General features: G+C 67.1%; 17 protein-coding genes and 3 rRNA genes. 7 read left to right on the forward strand and 13 right to left on the reverse strand.

The window, feature by feature from the left end:
* Positions 1 to 19 precede the first annotated feature (19 nt).
* Genes BKA18_RS07745 through BKA18_RS07755 form a run of 3 tightly spaced genes read left to right on the forward strand, consistent with a single transcriptional unit; the run spans position 20 to position 3,782 of the window.
* Positions 20 to 1,339: a lysine N(6)-hydroxylase/L-ornithine N(5)-oxygenase family protein gene (locus BKA18_RS07745; protein ID WP_366048329.1), complete on the forward strand. Its 1,320-nt coding sequence runs from the start codon at positions 20 to 22 to the stop codon at positions 1,337 to 1,339.
* Positions 1,336 to 1,980: a GNAT family N-acetyltransferase gene (locus tag BKA18_RS07750; RefSeq protein WP_366048330.1), complete on the forward strand. Its 645-nt coding sequence runs from the start codon at positions 1,336 to 1,338 to the stop codon at positions 1,978 to 1,980. The genes BKA18_RS07745 and BKA18_RS07750 overlap by 4 nt, the downstream gene beginning before the upstream one ends.
* Entirely contained in the window at positions 1,977 to 3,782 is a 1,806-nt protein-coding gene (locus tag BKA18_RS07755) for an IucA/IucC family protein (RefSeq protein WP_366048332.1), read from the forward strand. Before BKA18_RS07750 ends, BKA18_RS07755 begins: the two co-directional genes overlap by 4 nt.
* A gap of 89 nt (positions 3,783 to 3,871) precedes the next feature.
* Here the strand turns inward: BKA18_RS07755 and BKA18_RS07760 are convergent, their stop codons facing one another.
* The 6 genes from BKA18_RS07760 to BKA18_RS07785 all read right to left on the reverse strand — a co-directional run bounded on the left by BKA18_RS07760 (position 3,872) and on the right by BKA18_RS07785 (position 12,420).
* Entirely contained in the window at positions 3,872 to 4,630 is a 759-nt protein-coding gene (locus BKA18_RS07760) for a hypothetical protein (protein WP_366048335.1), read from the reverse strand.
* Positions 4,567 to 5,742, reverse strand: coding sequence for a hypothetical protein (locus BKA18_RS07765; RefSeq protein ID WP_366048336.1), 1,176 nt, complete (start codon positions 5,740 to 5,742; stop codon positions 4,567 to 4,569). The genes BKA18_RS07760 and BKA18_RS07765 overlap by 64 nt, the downstream gene beginning before the upstream one ends.
* 232 nt (positions 5,743 to 5,974) lie before the next feature.
* Positions 5,975 to 6,091, reverse strand: a 5S ribosomal RNA gene (gene rrf, locus BKA18_RS07770).
* 113 nt (positions 6,092 to 6,204) lie between these two features.
* Positions 6,205 to 9,326 (reverse strand): 23S ribosomal RNA (locus BKA18_RS07775).
* Between the two features lie 297 nt (positions 9,327 to 9,623).
* A 16S ribosomal RNA gene (locus BKA18_RS07780) occupies positions 9,624 to 11,150 on the reverse strand.
* The 16S, 23S and 5S rRNA genes sit together here, the layout of an rRNA operon.
* 619 nt (positions 11,151 to 11,769) lie before the next feature.
* Positions 11,770 to 12,420, reverse strand: a complete 651-nt coding sequence (locus BKA18_RS07785; protein WP_366048676.1) for a DNA-3-methyladenine glycosylase — start codon at positions 12,418 to 12,420, stop codon at positions 11,770 to 11,772.
* Between the two features lie 170 nt (positions 12,421 to 12,590).
* Between BKA18_RS07785 and BKA18_RS07790 the strand changes: the two genes are divergently transcribed.
* The 3 genes from BKA18_RS07790 (at position 12,591) to BKA18_RS07800 (ending at position 14,843) form a co-directional block, all read left to right on the forward strand.
* A complete protein-coding gene (locus BKA18_RS07790) occupies positions 12,591 to 13,373 on the forward strand; it encodes a sporulation protein (RefSeq protein ID WP_006606431.1) in 783 nt (260 codons plus the stop codon).
* A 42-nt stretch (positions 13,374 to 13,415) separates the two neighbouring features.
* Positions 13,416 to 13,955: a YbhB/YbcL family Raf kinase inhibitor-like protein gene (locus BKA18_RS07795; RefSeq protein ID WP_096214334.1), complete on the forward strand. Its 540-nt coding sequence runs from the start codon at positions 13,416 to 13,418 to the stop codon at positions 13,953 to 13,955.
* 384 nt (positions 13,956 to 14,339) lie between these two features.
* Positions 14,340 to 14,843 carry an HNH endonuclease gene (locus tag BKA18_RS07800; protein WP_366048675.1) on the forward strand — a complete coding sequence of 168 codons (504 nt, stop codon included), beginning with the start codon at positions 14,340 to 14,342 and terminating at the stop codon, positions 14,841 to 14,843.
* A 48-nt stretch (positions 14,844 to 14,891) separates the two neighbouring features.
* Here BKA18_RS07800 and BKA18_RS07805 read toward each other — a convergent pair whose 3' ends face one another.
* The 4 genes from BKA18_RS07805 to BKA18_RS07820 form a co-directional block, all read right to left on the reverse strand.
* Complete coding sequence (locus BKA18_RS07805) at positions 14,892 to 15,659, reverse strand: sulfite exporter TauE/SafE family protein (RefSeq protein ID WP_366048674.1); 768 nt, start codon at positions 15,657 to 15,659, stop codon at positions 14,892 to 14,894.
* A gap of 63 nt (positions 15,660 to 15,722) precedes the next feature.
* A complete protein-coding gene (locus BKA18_RS07810) occupies positions 15,723 to 16,661 on the reverse strand; it encodes an SPFH domain-containing protein (RefSeq protein WP_006606427.1) in 939 nt (312 codons plus the stop codon).
* Between the two features lie 101 nt (positions 16,662 to 16,762).
* The gene (locus tag BKA18_RS07815; protein ID WP_040899546.1) at positions 16,763 to 17,176 is read right to left on the reverse strand and encodes an NfeD family protein; all 414 of its coding nucleotides are present in this window, start codon (positions 17,174 to 17,176) and stop codon (positions 16,763 to 16,765) included.
* A gap of 136 nt (positions 17,177 to 17,312) precedes the next feature.
* Positions 17,313 to 18,125, reverse strand: coding sequence for an ABC transporter ATP-binding protein (locus BKA18_RS07820; RefSeq protein ID WP_040899543.1), 813 nt, complete (start codon positions 18,123 to 18,125; stop codon positions 17,313 to 17,315).
* Positions 18,126 to 18,215: 90 nt separating this feature from the next.
* On the opposite strand from BKA18_RS07820, the gene BKA18_RS07825 reads away from it, so the two are divergent.
* Positions 18,216 to 19,022: a hypothetical protein gene (locus tag BKA18_RS07825; RefSeq protein WP_366048673.1), complete on the forward strand. Its 807-nt coding sequence runs from the start codon at positions 18,216 to 18,218 to the stop codon at positions 19,020 to 19,022.
* A 105-nt stretch (positions 19,023 to 19,127) separates the two neighbouring features.
* Here BKA18_RS07825 and BKA18_RS07830 read toward each other — a convergent pair whose 3' ends face one another.
* The 3 genes from BKA18_RS07830 to BKA18_RS07840 all read right to left on the reverse strand — a co-directional run bounded on the left by BKA18_RS07830 (position 19,128) and on the right by BKA18_RS07840 (position 20,578).
* Positions 19,128 to 19,367, reverse strand: coding sequence for a chaplin (locus tag BKA18_RS07830; protein ID WP_366048672.1), 240 nt, complete (start codon positions 19,365 to 19,367; stop codon positions 19,128 to 19,130).
* Between the two features lie 154 nt (positions 19,368 to 19,521).
* The gene (locus tag BKA18_RS07835; protein WP_006606422.1) at positions 19,522 to 19,761 is read right to left on the reverse strand and encodes a chaplin; all 240 of its coding nucleotides are present in this window, start codon (positions 19,759 to 19,761) and stop codon (positions 19,522 to 19,524) included.
* 187 nt (positions 19,762 to 19,948) lie between these two features.
* Positions 19,949 to 20,578, reverse strand: coding sequence for a response regulator (locus BKA18_RS07840; RefSeq protein WP_366048677.1), 630 nt, complete (start codon positions 20,576 to 20,578; stop codon positions 19,949 to 19,951).
* Positions 20,579 to 20,615: the final 37 nt, after the last annotated feature.

Below are 20,615 nucleotides of genomic sequence, written 5' to 3' on the forward strand. Positions count from 1 at the left end.
ACCCCCCATCGGAGCCCCCGTGTCCGCCCCTTACGACTTCATCGCCATCGGCCTCGGCCCGTTCAATCTGGGCCTGGCCTGTCTGACCGAGCCGATCGACGGACTCGACGGCCTGTTCCTGGACGACAAGCCGTCCTTCGACTGGCACCCCGGCATGATGCTGGACAGCAGCCACCTCCAGGTGCCGTTCCTGGCCGACCTGGTCACCCTCGCCGACCCCACCTCCCCCTTCTCGTTCCTCAACTACCTCAAGGAATCGGGGCGGCTCTACCCCTTCTACATCCGCGAGAGCTTCTATCCGCTGCGCGCCGAGTTCAACGACTACTGCCGCTGGGCGGCCGGCACACTCGACACCGTCCGCTTCTCCCACCGGGTCACCACCGTCGAGTACGACCCGGCCGAGGAGCTGTACGTCGTCCACGCCGCGCACCTGCCCACCGGCGAGGTCACCGCCCACCGCGCCCGCAAGCTCGTCCTGGGCACCGGCACCCCGCCGCACCTCCCCGAGGCCTGCCAGGGCGTGGGCGGCGACCTGCTGCACAACGCCGACTACCTCGACGCCAAGGCGGCCCTCCAGGCCAAGGACAGCATCACCCTGATCGGCAGCGGCCAGAGCGCCGCCGAGATCTATTACGACCTCCTCCAGGACATCGACAGCCACGGCTACCACCTGACCTGGGCGACCCGCTCCCCGCGCTTCTTCCCCCTCGAATACACCAAGCTCACCCTGGAGATGACCTCGCCGGAGTACGTGGACTACTTCCACGCCCTCCCCGCGGCCACCCGCGACCGCCTCAACGCCACCCAGAAACACCTCTACAAGGGCATCGACTCGGCGCTGATCAACGACATCTTCGATCTCCTCTACCAGAAGAACCTGGCCGGCCCCGTCCGCACCCGTCTGCTCACCAACACCGCCCTCGACACCGCGCGGTACGACGAGAGCTCCGGCACCTACACCCTCGGCCTGCGCCAGGAGGAACAGGGCGCGGACTTCACCCTCGACACCCAGGGCCTGATCCTCGCCACCGGCTACCGCTACCGCGTCCCGGACTTCCTCGCCCCGGTCCGCGACCGCATCGTCTGGGACGACGCCGGCCGCTACGACGTGGCCCGCAACTACAGCATCGACACCACCGGCCACGGCATCTACGTACAGAACGCCGAGCTGCACACGCACGGCTTCGCCACCCCCGACCTCGGCATGGCCGCCTACCGCAACTCGTGTCTGGTGCGCGAGCTGCTCGGCCGCGAGTACTACCCGGTCGAAAAGGCCATCGCCTTCCAGGAGTTCGCCGCCCCGGCCGGCCCGCACCACCCCATGGAGATCCCCGCATGAACGAGCACAGCGCGCGCATCCCCGGACAGCGCCCGCCGAGCGCACCCGAGGCCGGGCACGGCGAGCGGCCGGCCCCCGACCCGCTCTTCACCCGCACCGACCCCGCGCTCGGGGAGTTCACCCTGCGCCCGGTCGATCCGGCCGCCGACGCCGCCCTGCTGCACGGCTGGGTCACCCACCCCAAAGCCGTCTTCTGGCTGATGCAGGACTGCGACCTCGCCGCCGTCGAGAAGGAAAGCGCCCGGATCGCCGCCGACCCCTTCCACGACGCCTTCCTCGGCCTGCACAACGGCACCCCGGCCTTCCTCATGGAGCGCTACGACCCGGCCCACCGGGAGCTGGTCGGCATCCACACCGCCGAGCCCGGCGACGTCGGCATGCACTTCCTCACCGCCCCCACCACCACGCCCGTGCACGGCTTCACCCGCGCTGTGCTCACCACCGTCATGGAGATGCTCTTCGCCGACCCGGCCACCCGCCGCGTCGTCGTCGAACCCGACACCCGCAACACCGCCGTCCACGCCCTCAACGAGGCCGTCGGCTTCGAGGTCCTGCGCACCGTCTCGCTCCCCGCCAAAGACGCCCGCCTCAGCACCTGCACCCGCGACCAGTTCCTGGCCACCCGAGGAGACCACCGATGACCGCCGCGAGCCGGCCCACCGCCCAGGAAGCCGTCGCCCACCTCACCCCCGCCCGGTGGGCACGGGCCAACCGCCTGCTGCTCCGCAAGGCCCTCGCCGAGTTCGCCCATGAACGACTGCTCACCCCCAAGCGGCTGCCACCGGACGGCCACTACTGCCTGCACAGCGACGACGGCTCGACCGAGTACCGCTTCGCCGCCCGCAGACAGGCCCTGGACCACTGGCAGATCGACGCCGACAGCATCACCCGCCACCGCGGCCACACCGAACTCCCCCTGGATGCCCTGGAGTTCATCCTGGAACTGCGCGACTCCCTGGGCCTGGGCGCGGAGATCCTCCCCGTCTACCTGGAGGAGATCAGCTCCACCCTCTCCGGCACCGCCTACAAACTCGCCGCCCAGCAGCCCCCCGCCGCCGAACTCGCGCACGCCGGCTTCCAGGCCATCGAGACCGGGATGACCGAGGGCCACCCCTGCTTCGTCGCCAACAACGGCCGCCTCGGCTTCGGCATCCACGAGTACCACGCCTACGCCCCGGAAACCGCCAGCCCCCTCCGGCTGATCTGGCTCGCCGCCCGCCGCGACCACGCCACCTTCACCGCCGGCGCCGGCCTCGACTACGACACCCTGATACGCACCGAACTCCCCCGGCACACCCGCGACCGCTTCACCGCCACCCTCACCGGCCTGGGTCTCGACCCCGACGACTACTACCTCTTCCCCACCCACCCCTGGCAGTGGTGGAACAAGCTCTCGGTCACCTTCGCCGCCGAGGTCGCCCAGCAGCACCTGGTCTGCCTGGGCCCCGGCGACGACACCTACCTCGCCCAGCAGTCCCTGCGCACCTTCTTCAACACCACCACCCCCGCCGCCCACTACGTCAAAACGGCCCTCTCGGTGCTCAACATGGGCTTCATGCGCGGCCTGTCCGCCGCCTACATGGAAGCCACCCCGGCCATCAACGACTGGCTCGCCCGCCTGATCGACGCCGACGACACCTTCCGGGCCGCCGGCTTCTCGATCATCCGCGAGCGCGCCGCCATCGGCTACCACCACCGTCAGTACGAGGCCGCCACCGCCAAGGGCTCCCCGTACCGCAAAATGCTCGCCGCCCTCTGGCGCGAGAGCCCCGTCGCCGGCCTCGAACCGGGCCGGCGGCTCGCCACGATGGCCTCCCTCCTCCATACCGACGACGCGGGCGACTCCTTCGCCGCCGCCCTCATCAAGGAGTCCGGCCTCGCCCCCACCGACTGGCTGCGCCGCTACCTCGACGCGTATCTGACCCCGGTCCTGCACGCCTTCTACGCCTACGACCTGGTCTTCATGCCGCACGGCGAGAACGCCATCCTGGTCCTGGAGGACGGCGCCGTGGCCCGGGTCATCTTCAAGGACATCGCCGAGGAGATCGCCGTCATGGACCCTTCCGCGGTCCTGCCTCCGGCCGTCGAACGCATCCGCGCCGAGGTCCCCGAGGACAAAAAGCTCCTCTCGGTCTTCACCGACGTCTTCGACTGCTTCTTCCGCTTCCTCAGCGGCCTCCTCGACGACCGCGGCGTCCTCGACGAGGCCACCTTCTGGCGCACGGTCGCCGAGTGCGTCCTCGACTACCAGGCGTGCGCCCCGCACCTCGCCGACAAATTCGCCCAGTACGACATGTTCGCCGAGGAGTTCGCCCTCTCCTGCCTCAACCGCCTCCAGCTGCGCAACAACCAGGAGATGGTCGACCTCCAGGACCCCGCGGGCGCCCTCCAGCTCATCGGCACCCTCCGCAACCCCCTCGCCCCCTACGCACCGGCCGCCTGACCCTCCCCCACACATGCCGAAGGGCGGGACCCGTACGGGATCCCGCCCTTCGACCATCGTCAACTCAGCCCGCAGCAGCGGCTGCCGGCTCAGCCCTGCGCAGCCCCGGCTTCGCCCTGCGCACCGTCGTCCCCGGCCTCGTCACCCTCGGCCTCATCCGCCTCGGACTCGTCCAGCGCGTCGGTGAACTCCACCCCGTCCAGCTCCGCGAGCCGGTCGGAGGCATCCGTCGTGCCGCCCTGGTCGGCCTCCAGCGCCCTGGCGAACCAGTCACGCGCGTCGTCCTCGCGGCCGACCTCCAGCAGCGCATCGGCGTACGCATACCGCAGCCGCGCCGTCCACGGGTGCACCGCGCTCGACGCGAGCTCCGGGCTCTGCAGCGTGACCACCGCGGCGTCGGCCTGCCCCATGTCCCGCCGGGCACCCGCCGCGACCAGCCGCATCTCGACCTGCCCGGCCCGGTCCAGCTTCTGCACCTCGGGCTCACCGGCCATCGCCAGGGCCTTCTCCGGCCGCCCGAGCCCACGCTCGCAGTCGGCCATGACGGGCCACAGCTCCACACTGCCGGTCATCCGCCGCGCCGCCCGGAACTCCGCCAGCGCCTCGCTGTACTTGCCGACCGCGTAGGCCGCAAAACCGGCCGCCTCACGGACCGCCGCCACCCTGGACGCCAGCCGCAGCGCCACCCGCGAGTAGCCGTACGCCCGCTCCGGCTCCTCGTCCAGCAGCTTCGCCACCATCACGAGGTTCTTGGCAACGTCCTCGGCCAGCGTCTTCGGCAGGCTCAGCAGCTCCTGACGCACATCCTTGTCGATCTCGTCACCGGTGACGTCCTCCGGAATCGGCAGCCGCTTGATCGGCTCCCGCTCCCGATCCCGCCGGTCGTCGCGCCGGTCGTCACGCCCACGCCCGCCCCCATACGGCCGACGCCCCCCACGCTCGTCATCCCTACGGAACCCACCACGGTCGCCACCGCGGTCATCCCGGCGGTCACCGCCGCGGAACCCACCACGGTCGTCCCGACGGTCGTCCCTGCGGAAGCCCCCGCGGTCACCCCCGCGCTCGTCCCGCCGGTCGCCACCACGGAACCCGCCCCGGTCACCACCGGACGGCCGGTCATCACGCCGGAACCCGGGACGATCCCCGCCCCGCTCATCCCGCCGGTCATCCCTACGAAACCCACCACGCTCATCATCACGACGCGGCCCACGCGGCCGCTCATCCCGCCGCTCACCGCCCCGGAACCCACCACGGTCGCCACCGGACGGCCGGTCATCGCGCCGGAAACCTCCACGGTCACCGCCACGGTCGTCCCGCCGGTCACCACCGCGGAACCCGCCACGGTCACCGCCCGAAGGACGGTCATCACGCCGGAAACCACCACGGTCACCGCCACGGTCGTCCCGACGGAACCCCCCGCGGTCACCCCCGCGCTCGTCCCGCCGGTCGCCACCACGGAACCCGCCCCGGTCACCACCGGACGGCCGGTCATCACGCCGGAACCCGGGACGATCCCCGCCCCGCTCATCCCGCCGGTCATCCCTACGAAACCCACCACGCTCATCATCACGACGCGGCCCACGCGGCCGCTCATCCCGCCGCTCACCGCCCCGGAACCCACCACGGTCGCCACCGGACGGCCGGTCATCGCGCCGGAAACCTCCACGGTCACCGCCACGGTCGTCCCGCCGGTCACCACCGCGGAACCCGCCACGGTCACCGCCCGAAGGACGGTCATCACGCCGGACTCCCCCACGGTCGCCACCGCGGTCGTCCCGACGCTCCCCGCCACGGAACCCGCCCCGGTCACCACCGGACGGCCGGTCATCCCTGCGGAATCCCCCACGGTCACCACCGCGCTCGTCCCGACGGTCACCGCCGCGGAAGCCACCACGGTCGCCACCCGACGGACGGTCATCACGCCGGTAACCGCCGCGGTCTCCACCGCGGTTGGCGCCACGGGCTCCCCGGTCACCCCGGTCATCACGCCGGAAACCACCGCGGTCGCCGTCGTCGCGCCGCTGCGGTCGGCGCTCCGAACGATCGTCGGAAGAGTTGGTGGACATCGACGTGACTCCTGTCTTCGGTACTGCATTCATTCTCGCGCACCGACCAGTTCGGCGCGCTTCGGCAAAAACAAAAAGGACCCTTGGTCCCAGCATGAACGCTGGGACCAAGGGTCCTGAAAGATTGTTCGGCGGCGTCCTACTCTCCCACAGGGTCCCCCCTGCAGTACCATCGGCGCGGAAAGGCTTAGCTTCCGGGTTCGGAATGTAACCGGGCGTTTCCCTAACGCTATGACCACCGAAACCCTATCGGGTTCTAGCGAACAAGCACACTTTTTAGTTAAGAGTGAAACTTGGTTCAACCAGCGATTGCGACTGTTCGCAACCCGGGAACCACACAGTGGACGCGAGCAACTGAGGACAAGCCCTCGGCCTATTAGTACCAGTCAACTCCACACCTTACGGCGCTTCCATATCTGGCCTATCAACCCAGTCGTCTACTGGGAGCCTTAACCCCTCAAGGGGGAGGGAGTCCTCATCTCGAAGCAGGCTTCCCGCTTAGATGCTTTCAGCGGTTATCCTTTCCGAACGTAGCCAACCAGCCATGCCCTTGGCAGGACAACTGGCACACCAGAGGTTCGTCCGTCCCGGTCCTCTCGTACTAGGGACAGCCCTTCTCAAGACTCCTACGCGCACAGCGGATAGGGACCGAACTGTCTCACGACGTTCTAAACCCAGCTCGCGTACCGCTTTAATGGGCGAACAGCCCAACCCTTGGGACCGACTCCAGCCCCAGGATGCGACGAGCCGACATCGAGGTGCCAAACCATCCCGTCGATATGGACTCTTGGGGAAGATCAGCCTGTTATCCCCGGGGTACCTTTTATCCGTTGAGCGACGGCGCTTCCACAAGCCACCGCCGGATCACTAGTCCCTACTTTCGTACCTGCTCGACCCGTCAGTCTCACAGTCAAGCTCCCTTGTGCACTTACACTCAACACCTGATTGCCAACCAGGCTGAGGGAACCTTTGGGCGCCTCCGTTACTCTTTAGGAGGCAACCGCCCCAGTTAAACTACCCACCAGACACTGTCCCTGATCCGGATCACGGACCCAGGTTAGACATCCAGCACGACCAGAGTGGTATTTCAACAATGACTCCACAACCACTGGCGTGGCCGCTTCAAAGTCTCCCACCTATCCTACACAAGCCGAACCGAACACCAATATCAAGCTATAGTAAAGGTCCCGGGGTCTTTCCGTCCTGCTGCGCGAAACGAGCATCTTTACTCGTAATGCAATTTCACCGGGCCTATGGTTGAGACAGTCGAGAAGTCGTTACGCCATTCGTGCAGGTCGGAACTTACCCGACAAGGAATTTCGCTACCTTAGGATGGTTATAGTTACCACCGCCGTTTACTGGCGCTTAAGTTCTCAGCTTCGCCATGACGAATCATGACTAACCGGTCCCCTTAACGTTCCAGCACCGGGCAGGCGTCAGTCCGTATACATCGCCTTACGGCTTCGCACGGACCTGTGTTTTTAGTAAACAGTCGCTTCTCGCTGGTCTCTGCGGCCACCCCCAGCTCAGAGAGCAAGTCTCATCACCGGAAATGGCCCCCCTTCTCCCGAAGTTACGGGGGCATTTTGCCGAGTTCCTTAACCATAGTTCACCCGAACGCCTCGGTATTCTCTACCTGACCACCTGAGTCGGTTTAGGGTACGGGCCGCCATGAAACTCGCTAGAGGCTTTTCTCGACAGCATAGGATCATCCACTTCACCACAATCGGCTCGGCATCAGGTCTCAGCCTTAACGTGTGACGGATTTACCTACCACACGGCCTACACCCTTACCCCGGGACAACCACCGCCCGGGCTGGACTACCTTCCTGCGTCACCCCATCGCTTACCTACTACCACCTTGGATCGGCGGCTCCACCACGTCCCTTTGTCCGAAGACTCCAGGCCGGCTTCACGGCCTTAGCATTAATGGATTCGATACTGGGCGTTTCAAAGCGGGTACCGGAATATCAACCGGTTGTCCATCGACTACGCCTGTCGGCCTCGCCTTAGGTCCCGACTTACCCTGGGCAGATCAGCTTGACCCAGGAACCCTTAGTCAATCGGCGCACACGTTTCCCACGTGTGTATCGCTACTCATGCCTGCATTCTCACTCGTGAACCGTCCACAACTCGCTTCCGCGGCTGCTTCACCCGGCACACGACGCTCCCCTACCCATCACGATCCCCGTTGGGGGTAATATCGCAATGACACGACTTCGGCGGTGTGCTTGAGCCCCGCTACATTGTCGGCGCGGAATCACTTGACCAGTGAGCTATTACGCACTCTTTCAAGGGTGGCTGCTTCTAAGCCAACCTCCTGGTTGTCTCTGCGACTCCACATCCTTTCCCACTTAGCACACGCTTAGGGGCCTTAGTCGATGCTCTGGGCTGTTTCCCTCTCGACCATGGAGCTTATCCCCCACAGTCTCACTGCCGCGCTCTCACTTACCGGCATTCGGAGTTTGGCTAAGGTCAGTAACCCGGTAGGGCCCATCGCCTATCCAGTGCTCTACCTCCGGCAAGAAACACACGACGCTGCACCTAAATGCATTTCGGGGAGAACCAGCTATCACGGAGTTTGATTGGCCTTTCACCCCTAACCACAGGTCATCCCCCAGGTTTTCAACCCTGGTGGGTTCGGTCCTCCACGAAGTCTTACCTCCGCTTCAACCTGCCCATGGCTAGATCACTCCGCTTCGGGTCTTGGGCACGCTACTCAACGCCCTATTCGGACTCGCTTTCGCTACGGCTTCCCCACACGGGTTAACCTCGCAACATACCGCAAACTCGCAGGCTCATTCTTCAAAAGGCACGCAGTCACGACTGCATGTGCAAGCACACACAGCGACGCTCCCACGGCTTGTAGGCACACGGTTTCAGGTACTATTTCACTCCGCTCCCGCGGTACTTTTCACCATTCCCTCACGGTACTATCCGCTATCGGTCACCAGGGAATATTTAGGCTTAACGGGTGGTCCCGCCAGATTCACACGGGATTTCTCGGGCCCCGTGCTACTTGGGTGTCTCTCAAACGAGCCGCTAATGTTTCAGCTACGGGGGTCTTACCCTCTACGCCGGACCTTTCGCATGTCCTTCGCCTACATCAACGGTTTCTGACTCGTCCTGTTGCCGGCAGACAACAGAAGAGAGATCCCACAACCCCAACCACGCAACCCCTGCCGGGTATCACACGTGACTGGTTTGGCCTCATCCGGTTTCGCTCGCCACTACTCCCGGAATCACGGTTGTTTTCTCTTCCTGCGGGTACTGAGATGTTTCACTTCCCCGCGTTCCCTCCACACTGCCTATGTGTTCAGCAGCGGGTGACAGCCCATGACGACTGCCGGGTTTCCCCATTCGGACACCCCCGGATCAAAGCTTGGTTGACAGCTCCCCGGGGCCTATCGTGGCCTCCCACGTCCTTCATCGGTTCCTGGTGCCAAGGCATCCACCGTGCGCCCTTAAAAACTTGGCCACAGATGCTCGCGTCCACTGTGCAGTTCTCAAGCAACGACCAGCCACCCACCACCCCAACCCGAAGGCTGAGTTCACTGGGGCCGGCATCGCGAAGGGCGAGCAACGCTCGCACCCTCAGATACCCAACAGCGTGCCCGGCCCACTCGATCCATCACCACGTTCCACGCCGAAGCAGTACTAGTGACAACCAACCAAGTGCGCCGAATAGTCAACGTTCCACCCATGAGCTAACCACCGTCGAACATTTGCCGACGTAGTGGCTCTGGATCTCTTGCGAGATCTAGATGCTCCTTAGAAAGGAGGTGATCCAGCCGCACCTTCCGGTACGGCTACCTTGTTACGACTTCGTCCCAATCGCCAGTCCCACCTTCGACGATTCCCTCCCACAAGGGGTTGGGCCACCGGCTTCGGGTGTTACCGACTTTCGTGACGTGACGGGCGGTGTGTACAAGGCCCGGGAACGTATTCACCGCAGCAATGCTGATCTGCGATTACTAGCAACTCCGACTTCATGGGGTCGAGTTGCAGACCCCAATCCGAACTGAGACCGGCTTTTTGAGATTCGCTCCACCTCGCGGTATCGCAGCTCATTGTACCGGCCATTGTAGCACGTGTGCAGCCCAAGACATAAGGGGCATGATGACTTGACGTCGTCCCCACCTTCCTCCGAGTTGACCCCGGCAGTCTCCTGTGAGTCCCCATCACCCCGAAGGGCATGCTGGCAACACAGAACAAGGGTTGCGCTCGTTGCGGGACTTAACCCAACATCTCACGACACGAGCTGACGACAGCCATGCACCACCTGTACACCGACCACAAGGGGGACCCTGTCTCCAGGGTTTTCCGGTGTATGTCAAGCCTTGGTAAGGTTCTTCGCGTTGCGTCGAATTAAGCCACATGCTCCGCTGCTTGTGCGGGCCCCCGTCAATTCCTTTGAGTTTTAGCCTTGCGGCCGTACTCCCCAGGCGGGGAACTTAATGCGTTAGCTGCGGCACGGACGACGTGGAATGTCGCCCACACCTAGTTCCCAACGTTTACGGCGTGGACTACCAGGGTATCTAATCCTGTTCGCTCCCCACGCTTTCGCTCCTCAGCGTCAGTATCGGCCCAGAGATCCGCCTTCGCCACCGGTGTTCCTCCTGATATCTGCGCATTTCACCGCTACACCAGGAATTCCGATCTCCCCTACCGAACTCTAGCCTGCCCGTATCGAATGCAGACCCGGGGTTAAGCCCCGGGCTTTCACATCCGACGTGACAAGCCGCCTACGAGCTCTTTACGCCCAATAATTCCGGACAACGCTTGCGCCCTACGTATTACCGCGGCTGCTGGCACGTAGTTAGCCGGCGCTTCTTCTGCAGGTACCGTCACTTTCGCTTCTTCCCTGCTGAAAGAGGTTTACAACCCGAAGGCCGTCATCCCTCACGCGGCGTCGCTGCATCAGGCTTTCGCCCATTGTGCAATATTCCCCACTGCTGCCTCCCGTAGGAGTCTGGGCCGTGTCTCAGTCCCAGTGTGGCCGGTCGCCCTCTCAGGCCGGCTACCCGTCGTCGCCTTGGTAGGCCATCACCCCACCAACAAGCTGATAGGCCGCGGGCTCATCCTTCACCGCCGGAGCTTTCCACACACAGACCATGCGGTCGTGTGTCATATCCGGTATTAGACCCCGTTTCCAGGGCTTGTCCCAGAGTGAAGGGCAGATTGCCCACGTGTTACTCACCCGTTCGCCACTAATCCACCCCGAAGGGCTTCATCGTTCGACTTGCATGTGTTAAGCACGCCGCCAGCGTTCGTCCTGAGCCAGGATCAAACTCTCCGTGAATGTTTACCCGTAATCGGGTGAAACACACACGAGAAGAGTGGAACGACCAGACGGAATAGGTCCGGTCGTTCACAGCGTCCTCGCTGTGTGTGCCATCCGCACCACATGGGCGGGATGGACTTTCAAAGGAACCTCATCCACCGAGGTGGACGGGGTATCAACATATCTGGCGTTGACTTTTGGCACGCTGTTGAGTTCTCAAGGAACGGACGCTTCCTTTGTGCCTGTTTCACCAGGCTCTCCGGGCGCTTCCCTTCGGTCTTGCGTTTCCGACTCTATCAGATCCTTGCGGGCCCGATTTTCGCCGGTGCGTTTCCGCCTTTCAGCTTCTTCACGTTTCCGACTCTAGCAGATCCGGTTTCTTGTCGATTCCGGGTCCGAATTTCATCGGAGGCCGCCGGGAGCAGTTATTCGCTGCTGCCGTTCGGCGTGGTTACTACTTTAACGGTTTTCCCTGGCGACTCATAATCGAGTCGGCGGGGTCTGAAATTCGGCAACGCGAAAGCAGACCCGTCAGGGAATCGTGCGAAGTAGTTGGTTGCGCCGCCTGCGGTTCGCGCACAATAGCGCTGCCCGTCTCCAGCGGCTCGGGCTACGTTAGGCGGTTGGCGATACAGAGTCAAGTTGCGGTCGTCGTGCGGCGTCGGGGGACGTGGCGGCGGTAGGGACTGACCGTGGGGTCGTCGGCGATCCAGTAGCGCCAGGGGTGGTCGGCTCCGTCTCCACCGACGCCGGTGCGCGGGCCGTTGCGCACCAGTTCCGGGGCGGGCGGGCGGCCGTGCAGTACGGAGAGGGGCGCGTTGCCGCCGGCGCACAGGTCGGTGCCGTCGAGACTGCGGTCGATGTCGAGGGCGGTGGCCAGGCGGGCGGGGCCCTTGGCGAGTTCCCTGGCGCTGCGGGCTTTGGGACGGCGGACCGCGGCCAGCTCCGCGCCCGTGACGATCTCGCCGGCGCGCAGCAGGACACCGCTCGCCTGGCCCTCGGGGCAGCAGACGGCGTTGAGGCTGAACCACATGCCGTAGATGAAGTAGACGTACGCATGGCCGGGCGCACCGAACATGGTGGCGTTGCGCGCGGTGCGGCCGCGGTAGGCGTGGGAGCCGGGGTCGTTCTCGCCGTCGTAGGCCTCGACCTCGGTCAGCCGGAGTTCGATCGGGCCGTCGGGGGTGTGACGCAGGAGCGTGCGGCCCAGCAGGTCGGGGGCCACCTCCACGACGGGGCGGGCGAAGAAGTCGCGGCTGAGCGGCATTCGTTCCGGTACGTCGGTCATACGGACCGAGGGTAGTGGAGCCGTTCGGGCGGGCGGCTGGCCATGGGGGCACCGCTGTTGGGAAGGTGTGGGCCGTGGAACCGGGTCGCGTGGTTCCGCGTTCGTAGGAAGCGCGCCGGGACCACGGCGCGCTACAGGAAACACAGGCGTTCCGCCTGGGGAGGACGAGCATGGGATTCAAGAAGCTGCTGGCGAGCCTGGGGGCCGGGGGCGCGTCGGTGGAGACGGTGCTCTTCGAGGAGAACGTGGTCCCGGGCGGGGTCGTACAGGGCGAGGTGCGGATCCAGGGCGGGTCCGTGGCGCAGCAGGTCGAGGGGCTGTCGGTCGGGCTGCAGGCGCGCGTCGAGGTCGAGAGCGGCGACGAGGAGTACAAGCGGAACATCGAGTTCACCAAGGTGCAGTTGGGCGGTGCGTTCGAGGTGCAGCCAGGCGCGGCGCACACCGTGCCGTTCGGGCTGGAGATCCCGTGGGAGACGCCGGTCACGACGTTCCTCGGGACGCATCTGCACGGGATGAGCGTCGGGGTGACGACGGAGCTGGCGATCGCCCGTGCCGTGGATTCCAGTGATCTCGACCCGGTGAACGTGCACCCGCTGCCGGCGCAGCAGGCGATTCTGGACGCGTTCGGCCGGCTCGGGTTCCGCTTCAAGGCCGCCGATCTGGAGCAGGGGCACATCCGGGGGACCCGGCAGCGGCTGCCCTTCTACCAGGAGATCGAGTTCCATGCGCCGCAGCAGTACCGGGGGCTGAACCAGGTCGAGCTGTCGTTCGTGGCGGACGACCGCGAGATGGACGTCGTCCTGGAGATGGACAAGAAGCCGGGGCTGTTCACGGAGGGTTCGGACACCTACCGGTCGTTCACGGTGGGGCTGAACGACTTCGAGGGGACCGACTGGGCGGCATATCTCAACCAGTGGCTGGCGGAGGTCGGCGGTAAGCGGAACTGGCTCTAACCTGGCCGGACAGGTGTCAGCAAGCGATCAGGAGGTGTTGAGGTGTCCGAGCTGAAGCGGCGGCCGCTCCCGCACGATTTCCATCCGCCGGTGCCGTCGTTCACGGTGCAGAGCGAAGAGGTGGAGCCGGGCGGGACGCTGCGCGCGGAGCAGGTCTTCGCCGAGGGGAACCGTTCGCCGCAGCTGCGGTGGGAGGGTGCTCCCGCGGGGACGAAGAGCTACGCCGTCACCTGCTACGACCCGGATGCGCCGACGGGCAGTGGCTTTTGGCACTGGACGCTGTTCGACATCCCGGCGTCGGTGACGGAGCTGCCGGCCGGTGCCGGGTCCGGGGAGATGAAGGGCCTGCCCGAGGGCGCCGTTCATGTCCGTAACGACTACGGCACGCGGGACTTCGGGGGCGCGGCGCCGCCGCCCGGGGACGGTCCGCACCGCTATGTGTTCACGGTGTACGCGGTGGACCAGGCGAAGCTCGGTCCGGACGCGGATGCCTCGCCGGCCGTGGTGGGCTTCAACCTGCGGTTCCATGCGATCGGGCGGGCCCAGCTGATCGCGGAGTACGAGGTGCCCGCGGCGGGCTGAGCCCCGTAATTCCGTTGCGCCCCGGCGCTTCCCGCGCGCACAGTGGTGTCCGTGCCGCCGCCCCTCACCGGGCGTCGGACAGTCGGTACCGCAGTGGCGGGAGCGGCGGGGCGCTGGTGTGTCGTCCGCCGTTCGCCGGAGCCCGCGTTCCGGGTGTCCTCGTCGGCTGCCGTTCGCTCCGGGTCTCGCGTGTTCACGGGGGTGGGACCCGGAGCGCACTCTTTCCGCGGTGTGCGGCTCTGCCGCGGCACCTCTTTTTCATCTGCCGATCGCCCGCCATTTCCCTTGTGGCATGCGGAAATTGCGTTGTTCGGGGAATACCTGCCGCTGCACAGTGGAGCAACTTCGCCACGGGGGCGGAGCGGGTCCGGGAGGTGGGACGGGATGCGCGAGACGCTGGTGCTGAATGCGAGCTTCGAGCCGCTGTCGACGGTGACGCTGCGGCGTGCGGTGGTGCTGGTCATGCAGGACAAGGCCGTCGTCGAGCACGCGCACCCGGGGCTGCGCATCCGTGCCGCTTCGGTGGATGTCCCGGTGCCGCAGGTGATCAGGCTCAGCAGATACGTACGGGTGCCGTTCCGAAGACGGGCGCCCTGGTCGCGGCGGGGTGTGCTGGTGCGTGACCAGCACCGGTGTGCGTACTGCGGGCGCCGGGCGACGACCGTGGACCATGTCGTACCGCGGTCGCACGGCGGTGGGGACACCTGGCTGAATACCGTCGCCTCGTGTGCGGAGGACAATCACCGCAAGGCGGACCGTACGCCCGAGCAGGCAGGGATGCAGCTGCTGCGACGCCCTTTCGAGCCGACGCCGACGGATGCGCTGCTGTCGACGCTGGGGGTGTCGGTGCGGGACGGGCTGCCGGAGTGGCTGCCGGTGCCCGCGTAGCCCGCGGCCGGCCGGTCCACCCCGTACTGGGCCGTCGCCCGACTCCCCTTATTTCAGGAGGAGTTGGACGATGGCCAGCAGGCCGACGACGACGATGACGGCGCGCAGGGCGGTGGGCGGCAGACGGCGGCCCACCGTCGCGCCGAGCTGGCCGCCGAGCGTGGAGCCGACCGCGATCAGGGCGACCGCGGTCCAGTCGAAGTGGGCGACGAAGAGGAAGAAGAGCGCCGCGACGCCGTTGACGATCGCGGCGAGGACGTTCTTGAGGGCGTTGATGCGCTGCAGGTCCTCGCTGAGCAGCAGGCCCATCAGGGAGAGGTAGAGCACGCCCTGGGCGGCGCCGAAGTAGCCGCCGTAGGCGCTGGCGAGCAGCAGCCCCAGCAGCAGGGCCCAGCCGCCGTCGCGGTCCGCGGTGGTGCCGTTGCGCGCGCGGCGGGCGCGGAGGGCGGCGGCGAGCTTGGGCTGGGCGATCACGAGTACCAGCGCGAGGCCGATCAGCGCGGGGACGATGGTGTCGAAGGCCTTCGAGGGCAGGGCGAGCAGCAGGATCGCGCCGCCCAGGCCGCCGGTCAGGGCGGTGAGGCCGAAGCGCAGCACGCGGCGGCGCTGGCCGACGAGTTCCCGGCGGTAGCCGAAGGCCCCGCTCAGCGAGCCGGGCACCAGGCCGAGGGTGTTGGAGACATTGGCCGTGACCGGAGGCAGGCCGAAGGCGAGCAGCACCGGGAAGGTGATCAGGGTGCCCGATCCGACGATGGTGTTGATCGTTCCGGCGCCGAGCCCCGCGGCGAAGACGGCGAAGGCTTCCCAGATGGTCACGCGGAGTCCCCCCGTGCATGAGCGGTGTGGTGTCTGACCGATCATGCACCAGGGGGCGCGGGGTCAGTCGATCGGGGGCGTCTCGCGAGGGGGCGAGCTGGGCTTGGGGATGGAGCCGCCGCCGGTCGGCGGGGTGAAGTTGCCGAGGGCGCCGCCGAGGCCCTTGAGGGCGTCGCCGATCTCGCTCGGCACGATCCAGAGCTTGTTGGCATCGCCCTCGGCGATCTTCGGGAGCATCTGGAGGTACTGGTAGGAGAGCAGCTTCTGGTCCGGGTCGCCCGCGTGGATCGACTCGAAGACCACCCGGATCGCCTGGGCCTCACCCTCCGCGCGCAGGGCCGCGGCCTTGGCCTCACCCTCGGCGCGCAGGATCGAGGACTGCTTCTCACCTTCGGCGGTGAGGATCTGGGACTGCCGGACACCTTCGGCCTGGAGGATGGCGGCGCGCTTGTCGCGGTCGGCGCGCATCTGCTTCTCCATCGAGTCCTGGATGGAGGTCGGCGGCTCGATGGCCTTCAGCTCGACGCGGTTGACGCGGATGCCCCACTTGCCGGTGGCCTCGTCGAGGACGCCGCGCAGCGCCGCGTTGATCTCCTCACGGGAGGTCAGGGTCCGCTCCAGGTCCATACCGCCGATGATGTTCCGAAGGGTGGTGACGGTGAGCTGCTCGATCGCCTGGATGTAGCTGGCGACCTCGTACGTCGCGGCGCGGGCGTCGGTGACCTGGTAGTAGATCACCGTGTCGATGTTGACGACGAGGTTGTCCTGGGTGATCACCGGCTGCGGCGGGAACGGCACGACCTGCTCGCGGAGGTCGATGCGGTTGCGGATGGAGTCGATGAAGGGGACGACGATGTTCAGGCCGGCGTTGAGCGTGCGGGTGTAGCGCCCGAAGCGTTCCACGATGGCGGCGCTGGCCTGTGGGATGACCTGGATCGTTTTGATGAGTGCGATGAACACGAGCACCACCAGGATGATCAGGACGATGATGATCGGTTCCACAGCGGCTCCCGTGCCCTTCGTTGCTGGTTCGTGCCGGCCGGCGACCGGCTTGACGTTGATCAGTCTTTCAGAGACGTGGCTCGTCGCGCAGCGTGTTGGGGTCAGATGACGACGGCGGTGGCGCCTTCGATCTCGACGACGTCGACCTGCTGGCCGGGCTCGTAGACCTGGCCGGCGTCGAGAGCGCGGGCGGACCAGACCTCGCCGGCGAGCTTGATGCGGCCGCCGACCCCGCCGTCGACGCGCTCCAGGACCGTGGCGCTCTTGCCCTTCAGCGCGTCGATTCCGGAGGCGAGTTGGGGGCTCTGGCCGCGATGGCGGTTGGCGATCGGGCGGACGACGGCGATCAGCGCGACCGACACCGCCACGAACACCAGGACTTGCAGAACGGTGCCGCCACCGAGCCCTGCGGTGACGGCACCGGCGACGGCACCGACCGCGAACATCCCGAATTCGGGCATCGCGGTCACGACGAGAGGAATACCCAGTCCTACGGCGGCGATCAGCCACCACACCCATGGATCCACGGCTTCATGGTAGATCCGTACGGCTGCGCGGGACAGGGGACGATCGGTCAGCGGCAGGGACCACGCGCCGAAATGGGGCCCCGGACGACGGCTGGGGGCTCCTTGCGGGCCGGCGGGCGGGCGCTCAGGTCAGGGGCAGACCCTGAGCGGTCCAGCGGTCGTTGCCGTTGCGCTCGACGATCAGCGGGAGACCGAAGCAGTGGGAGAGGTTGCTGGAGGTCAGTTCGAGCTCCAGGGGGCCGGCGGCCAGCACCTTGCCCTGACGGATCATCAGGACGTGGGTGAAGCCCGGGGCGATCTCCTCGACGTGGTGGGTGACCATGATCATCGAGGGGGCGTACGGGTCACGGGCGAGGCGGCCCAGGCGGCGCACCAGGTCCTCGCGGCCGCCCAGGTCGAGGCCGGCGGCCGGCTCGTCCAGCAGCAGCAGCTCGGGGTCGGTCATCATCGCCCGGGCGATCAGGGTGCGCTTGCGCTCGCCCTCGGAGAGGGTGCCGAACTTGCGGTCCAGGTAGTCGTTCATGCCGAGGCGGTCGAGGAAGGCGCGGGCGCGCTGCTCGTCGACGTCCTCGTAGTTCTCCTGCCAGTGCGCGGTCATGCCATAGGCGGCGGTGAGCACGGTCTGCAGGACGGTCTGGCTGCGCGGGAGCTTGTCGGCGAGCGCGATGCCGGCGACGCCGATGCGCGGGCGCAGATCGAAGACGTCGACCTTGCCGAGCTGCTCGCCGAGGATCGACGCGCTGCCGGCGCTCGGGAAGAGGTAGCTGGAGGCGAGATTCAGCAGGGTGGTCTTGCCGGCGCCGTTGGGGCCGAGGATCACCCAGCGCTCCCCCTCCTTCACCGACCAGGAGACCTGGTCCACCAGAGCCCGTCCTTCGCGGACCACGGATACGTCCACCAGCTCCAGCACATCGCTCATGAGCGCGATCTCTCCCATTGCTTCTCGGTCGTCGTGTGCACCGGTAGGCGCAGCCCCCCTGCAAACCTACGCCACTCGTTGTCGGTGCTGTTCCCTAGGCTGGGGGGCATGCTCGATGAACCTCGTTCAGGACGGCTGGCGGCATGGGGAAATGCCCTTTTGGCCGGACTTATCTCACCTGATGACGCCGCGGACCGTATCGCGGACGACGATGCGGTGCACCGCGTGGAGGGCCTGCCCGGGGAGGAACAGCCGGTCGGGCTGACCCTCGCGCTGGGGCGGCTGCGGGCCCTGGGGGCGGTCGGCCTGCGGGTGGCGCTGCCGGTGCCCGGCCATCCGCTGGGGCTGTGCGGGCCGCCGGAATTCAATGCGGCGGCGCTGGAGGCCGAGGAGGCGGTGCTCGCCTCGGGGGCGGGGCTCGGACTGATCCCGGAGACGTACGAGGCCGGTCCGGAGGGCGGGGCCGGGCCCGATGTGCATGTGGAGGTGGTCTGGCGCTGCCTTCCGGTGCGCGAGGCTCCGCCGGCCGATGTGCCGTCGCTGGGTGAGGCGGAGCGGGAGCTCGCGGAGGCGCTGCGGGAGGCGACCGAGCTGCTGTCGACGCTGGACGTGGCCGGGGCCGGTCCGGTGGCGCAGGCGGCGCTGGCGGCGTACCGGGCGCGGGCGGAGGCGGGCCGGCAGGTGCTGGCTCCCGGGTACCCGCCGCGTGCGGTGCGGGTGCTGGAGCTGGCGCAGCGCGTCGGTGCGCTGATCGACATCGCGCAGCAGGCCGGCGGGGAGCACGGTGGCGCGGTGAGCTCGTCGGAGATCGCGGCCCGCGCCGAGGCGCTGCGACCGGTGGAGCGGACGGCCCGGCGGGCGCAGGTGGCGGCGTACAACTCCGCGGTGGAGGAGCGGGAGCGGCACCGGGGATGAACGAGACGGGCCCCGCCGGACCATTGTGTGGTCCGGCGGGGCCCTTGCCGACCGGGGCCGAACGCCTCTGGGCAGGCGAAGCCGTTCGGCCCGGGTCGGACAACCTCAGTTGTTGGCGGCGATGTTGCCGACAGCGGGGTTGAGCACACCGACGACGTTGACCGTGTTGCCGGTGGCGTTCACCGGGACGTGCACGGGGACCTGGGCGAGGTTGCCCGAACCGATGCCGGGGGACTGCGTCGCCGCACCGGCGGCCTCGCCGGCGGCGAAGGCGGAACCGGCGGCCGCACCGAGGGCGAGTCCGGTGGTGGCGAGGACGAGGGCGGCCTTCTTGGCGGTGTTCATGGGACGTGTTCCTCACGTGGTGGCACAGTGCCGGAAGGACAGTGTCTGAGGGAGGGGACCGGCCGCGCGCCCATGGGCGGACGGGGCCGGTCCGGCGTGACCCGCGCGGACCATGGCGTCAGGCGGGTCAGGCGGATGCAGCGGACGTCTGCGCTCAGTGGTTGAGGCAGGGGTCGCCGAAGGTGGGGTTGAGCGCACCGATGGCGGTGACGGTGAGACCGCAGGCGTTCACGGGAACGTGCACCGGAGCCTGGACGGAGTTGCCGGAGACGATGCCCGGGGAGTGGTCCGCACCGCCGGCGGCCTGCGACTGCGCCGAGGCGACACCGGCGCCCGCGAGGGCGAGACCGCTCGCCGCCATGGTGATGGCCGCTGCCCGCTTGATGTTCTTCACTTCTGACTCCTCCTTGCCGTTGCCGTGGCCAGCCGCCACGACTGCACTGGACAACGGCCGGGCCCGGGAAGGGATGCGCCGAACGGGCTACCGCTACACGACAGTATGAATCTCGGATCTGAAGACGACATTCCGCTTGTCGTCGCTGTACGGGAGCACCGGGTACGGCGGTGCTCCCGTACGGAGTTCAGGCGCCGATGCCGTGCCGTACGGCCCACAGGGCGGCCTGGGTGCGGTCGGCGAGGTCGAGCTTCATGAGGATGTTGGAGACATGGGTCTTGACGGTCTTTTCGGACAGCACCAGGGCGCGGGCGATCTCGCGGTTGGAGCGTCCGTCGGCGATCAGGCCGAGCACCTCGCGTTCCCGGTCGGTCAGTGACGTCCCGCGTCCCTGGCCGCCGTTGCCCTCCTCCTGGGCAAGGAGGGCAACGGCGACCTCGGGCTGCAGCAGGACATGGCCCGCGTGGACGGAGCGGATGGCGCCGGCCAGCGCGTCCGGGTCGATGTCCTTGTAGACGTAGCCGGCCGCGCCCGCGCGCAGCGCCGGGACGACGGTGCGCTGTTCGGTGAAGCTGGTCACGACCAGCACCCGGGCGGGGTTGGCCAGTTCGCGGAGTCGGCGGAGCGCCTCGATGCCGTCCATGCCGGGCATCTTGACGTCCATCAGGACGACGTCCGGCTGGAGTTCCTCGGCGGCGGCGACGCCCTCGGCCCCGTCAGAGGCCTCCCCCACGACCTCGATGTCGTCCTGGACCTCCAGAAACGTCCGCAGCCCGCGGCGCACGACCTGGTGATCGTCCACGAGCAGGACCCGGATCGCCGGGCCGGCGGCCCGTGTACGGCCGCTCCCGCTG

It is taken from the genome of Streptomyces auratus, assembly GCF_050433025.1.
Taxonomy (GTDB): Bacteria; Actinomycetota; Actinomycetes; order Streptomycetales; family Streptomycetaceae; genus Streptomyces; species Streptomyces sioyaensis.

Excerpts from the sequence above, each read along its gene's own strand:
- BKA18_RS07750 (WP_366048330.1), top strand. The coding sequence starts at position 1,336 with ATGAACGAGCACAGCGCGCGCATCCCCGGACAGCGCCCGCCGAGCGCA.
- BKA18_RS07800 (WP_366048675.1), top strand. The coding sequence starts at position 14,340 with ATGCGCGAGACGCTGGTGCTGAATGCGAGCTTCGAGCCGCTGTCGACG.
- BKA18_RS07825 (WP_366048673.1), top strand. The coding sequence starts at position 18,216 with ATGCTCGATGAACCTCGTTCAGGACGGCTGGCGGCATGGGGAAATGCC.
- BKA18_RS07785 (WP_366048676.1), bottom strand. The coding sequence starts at position 12,420 with ATGACCGACGTACCGGAACGAATGCCGCTCAGCCGCGACTTCTTCGCC.
- BKA18_RS07790 (WP_006606431.1), top strand. The coding sequence starts at position 12,591 with ATGGGATTCAAGAAGCTGCTGGCGAGCCTGGGGGCCGGGGGCGCGTCG.
- BKA18_RS07755 (WP_366048332.1), top strand. The coding sequence starts at position 1,977 with ATGACCGCCGCGAGCCGGCCCACCGCCCAGGAAGCCGTCGCCCACCTC.
- BKA18_RS07820 (WP_040899543.1), bottom strand. The coding sequence starts at position 18,125 with ATGGGAGAGATCGCGCTCATGAGCGATGTGCTGGAGCTGGTGGACGTA.
- BKA18_RS07830 (WP_366048672.1), bottom strand. The coding sequence starts at position 19,367 with ATGAACACCGCCAAGAAGGCCGCCCTCGTCCTCGCCACCACCGGACTC.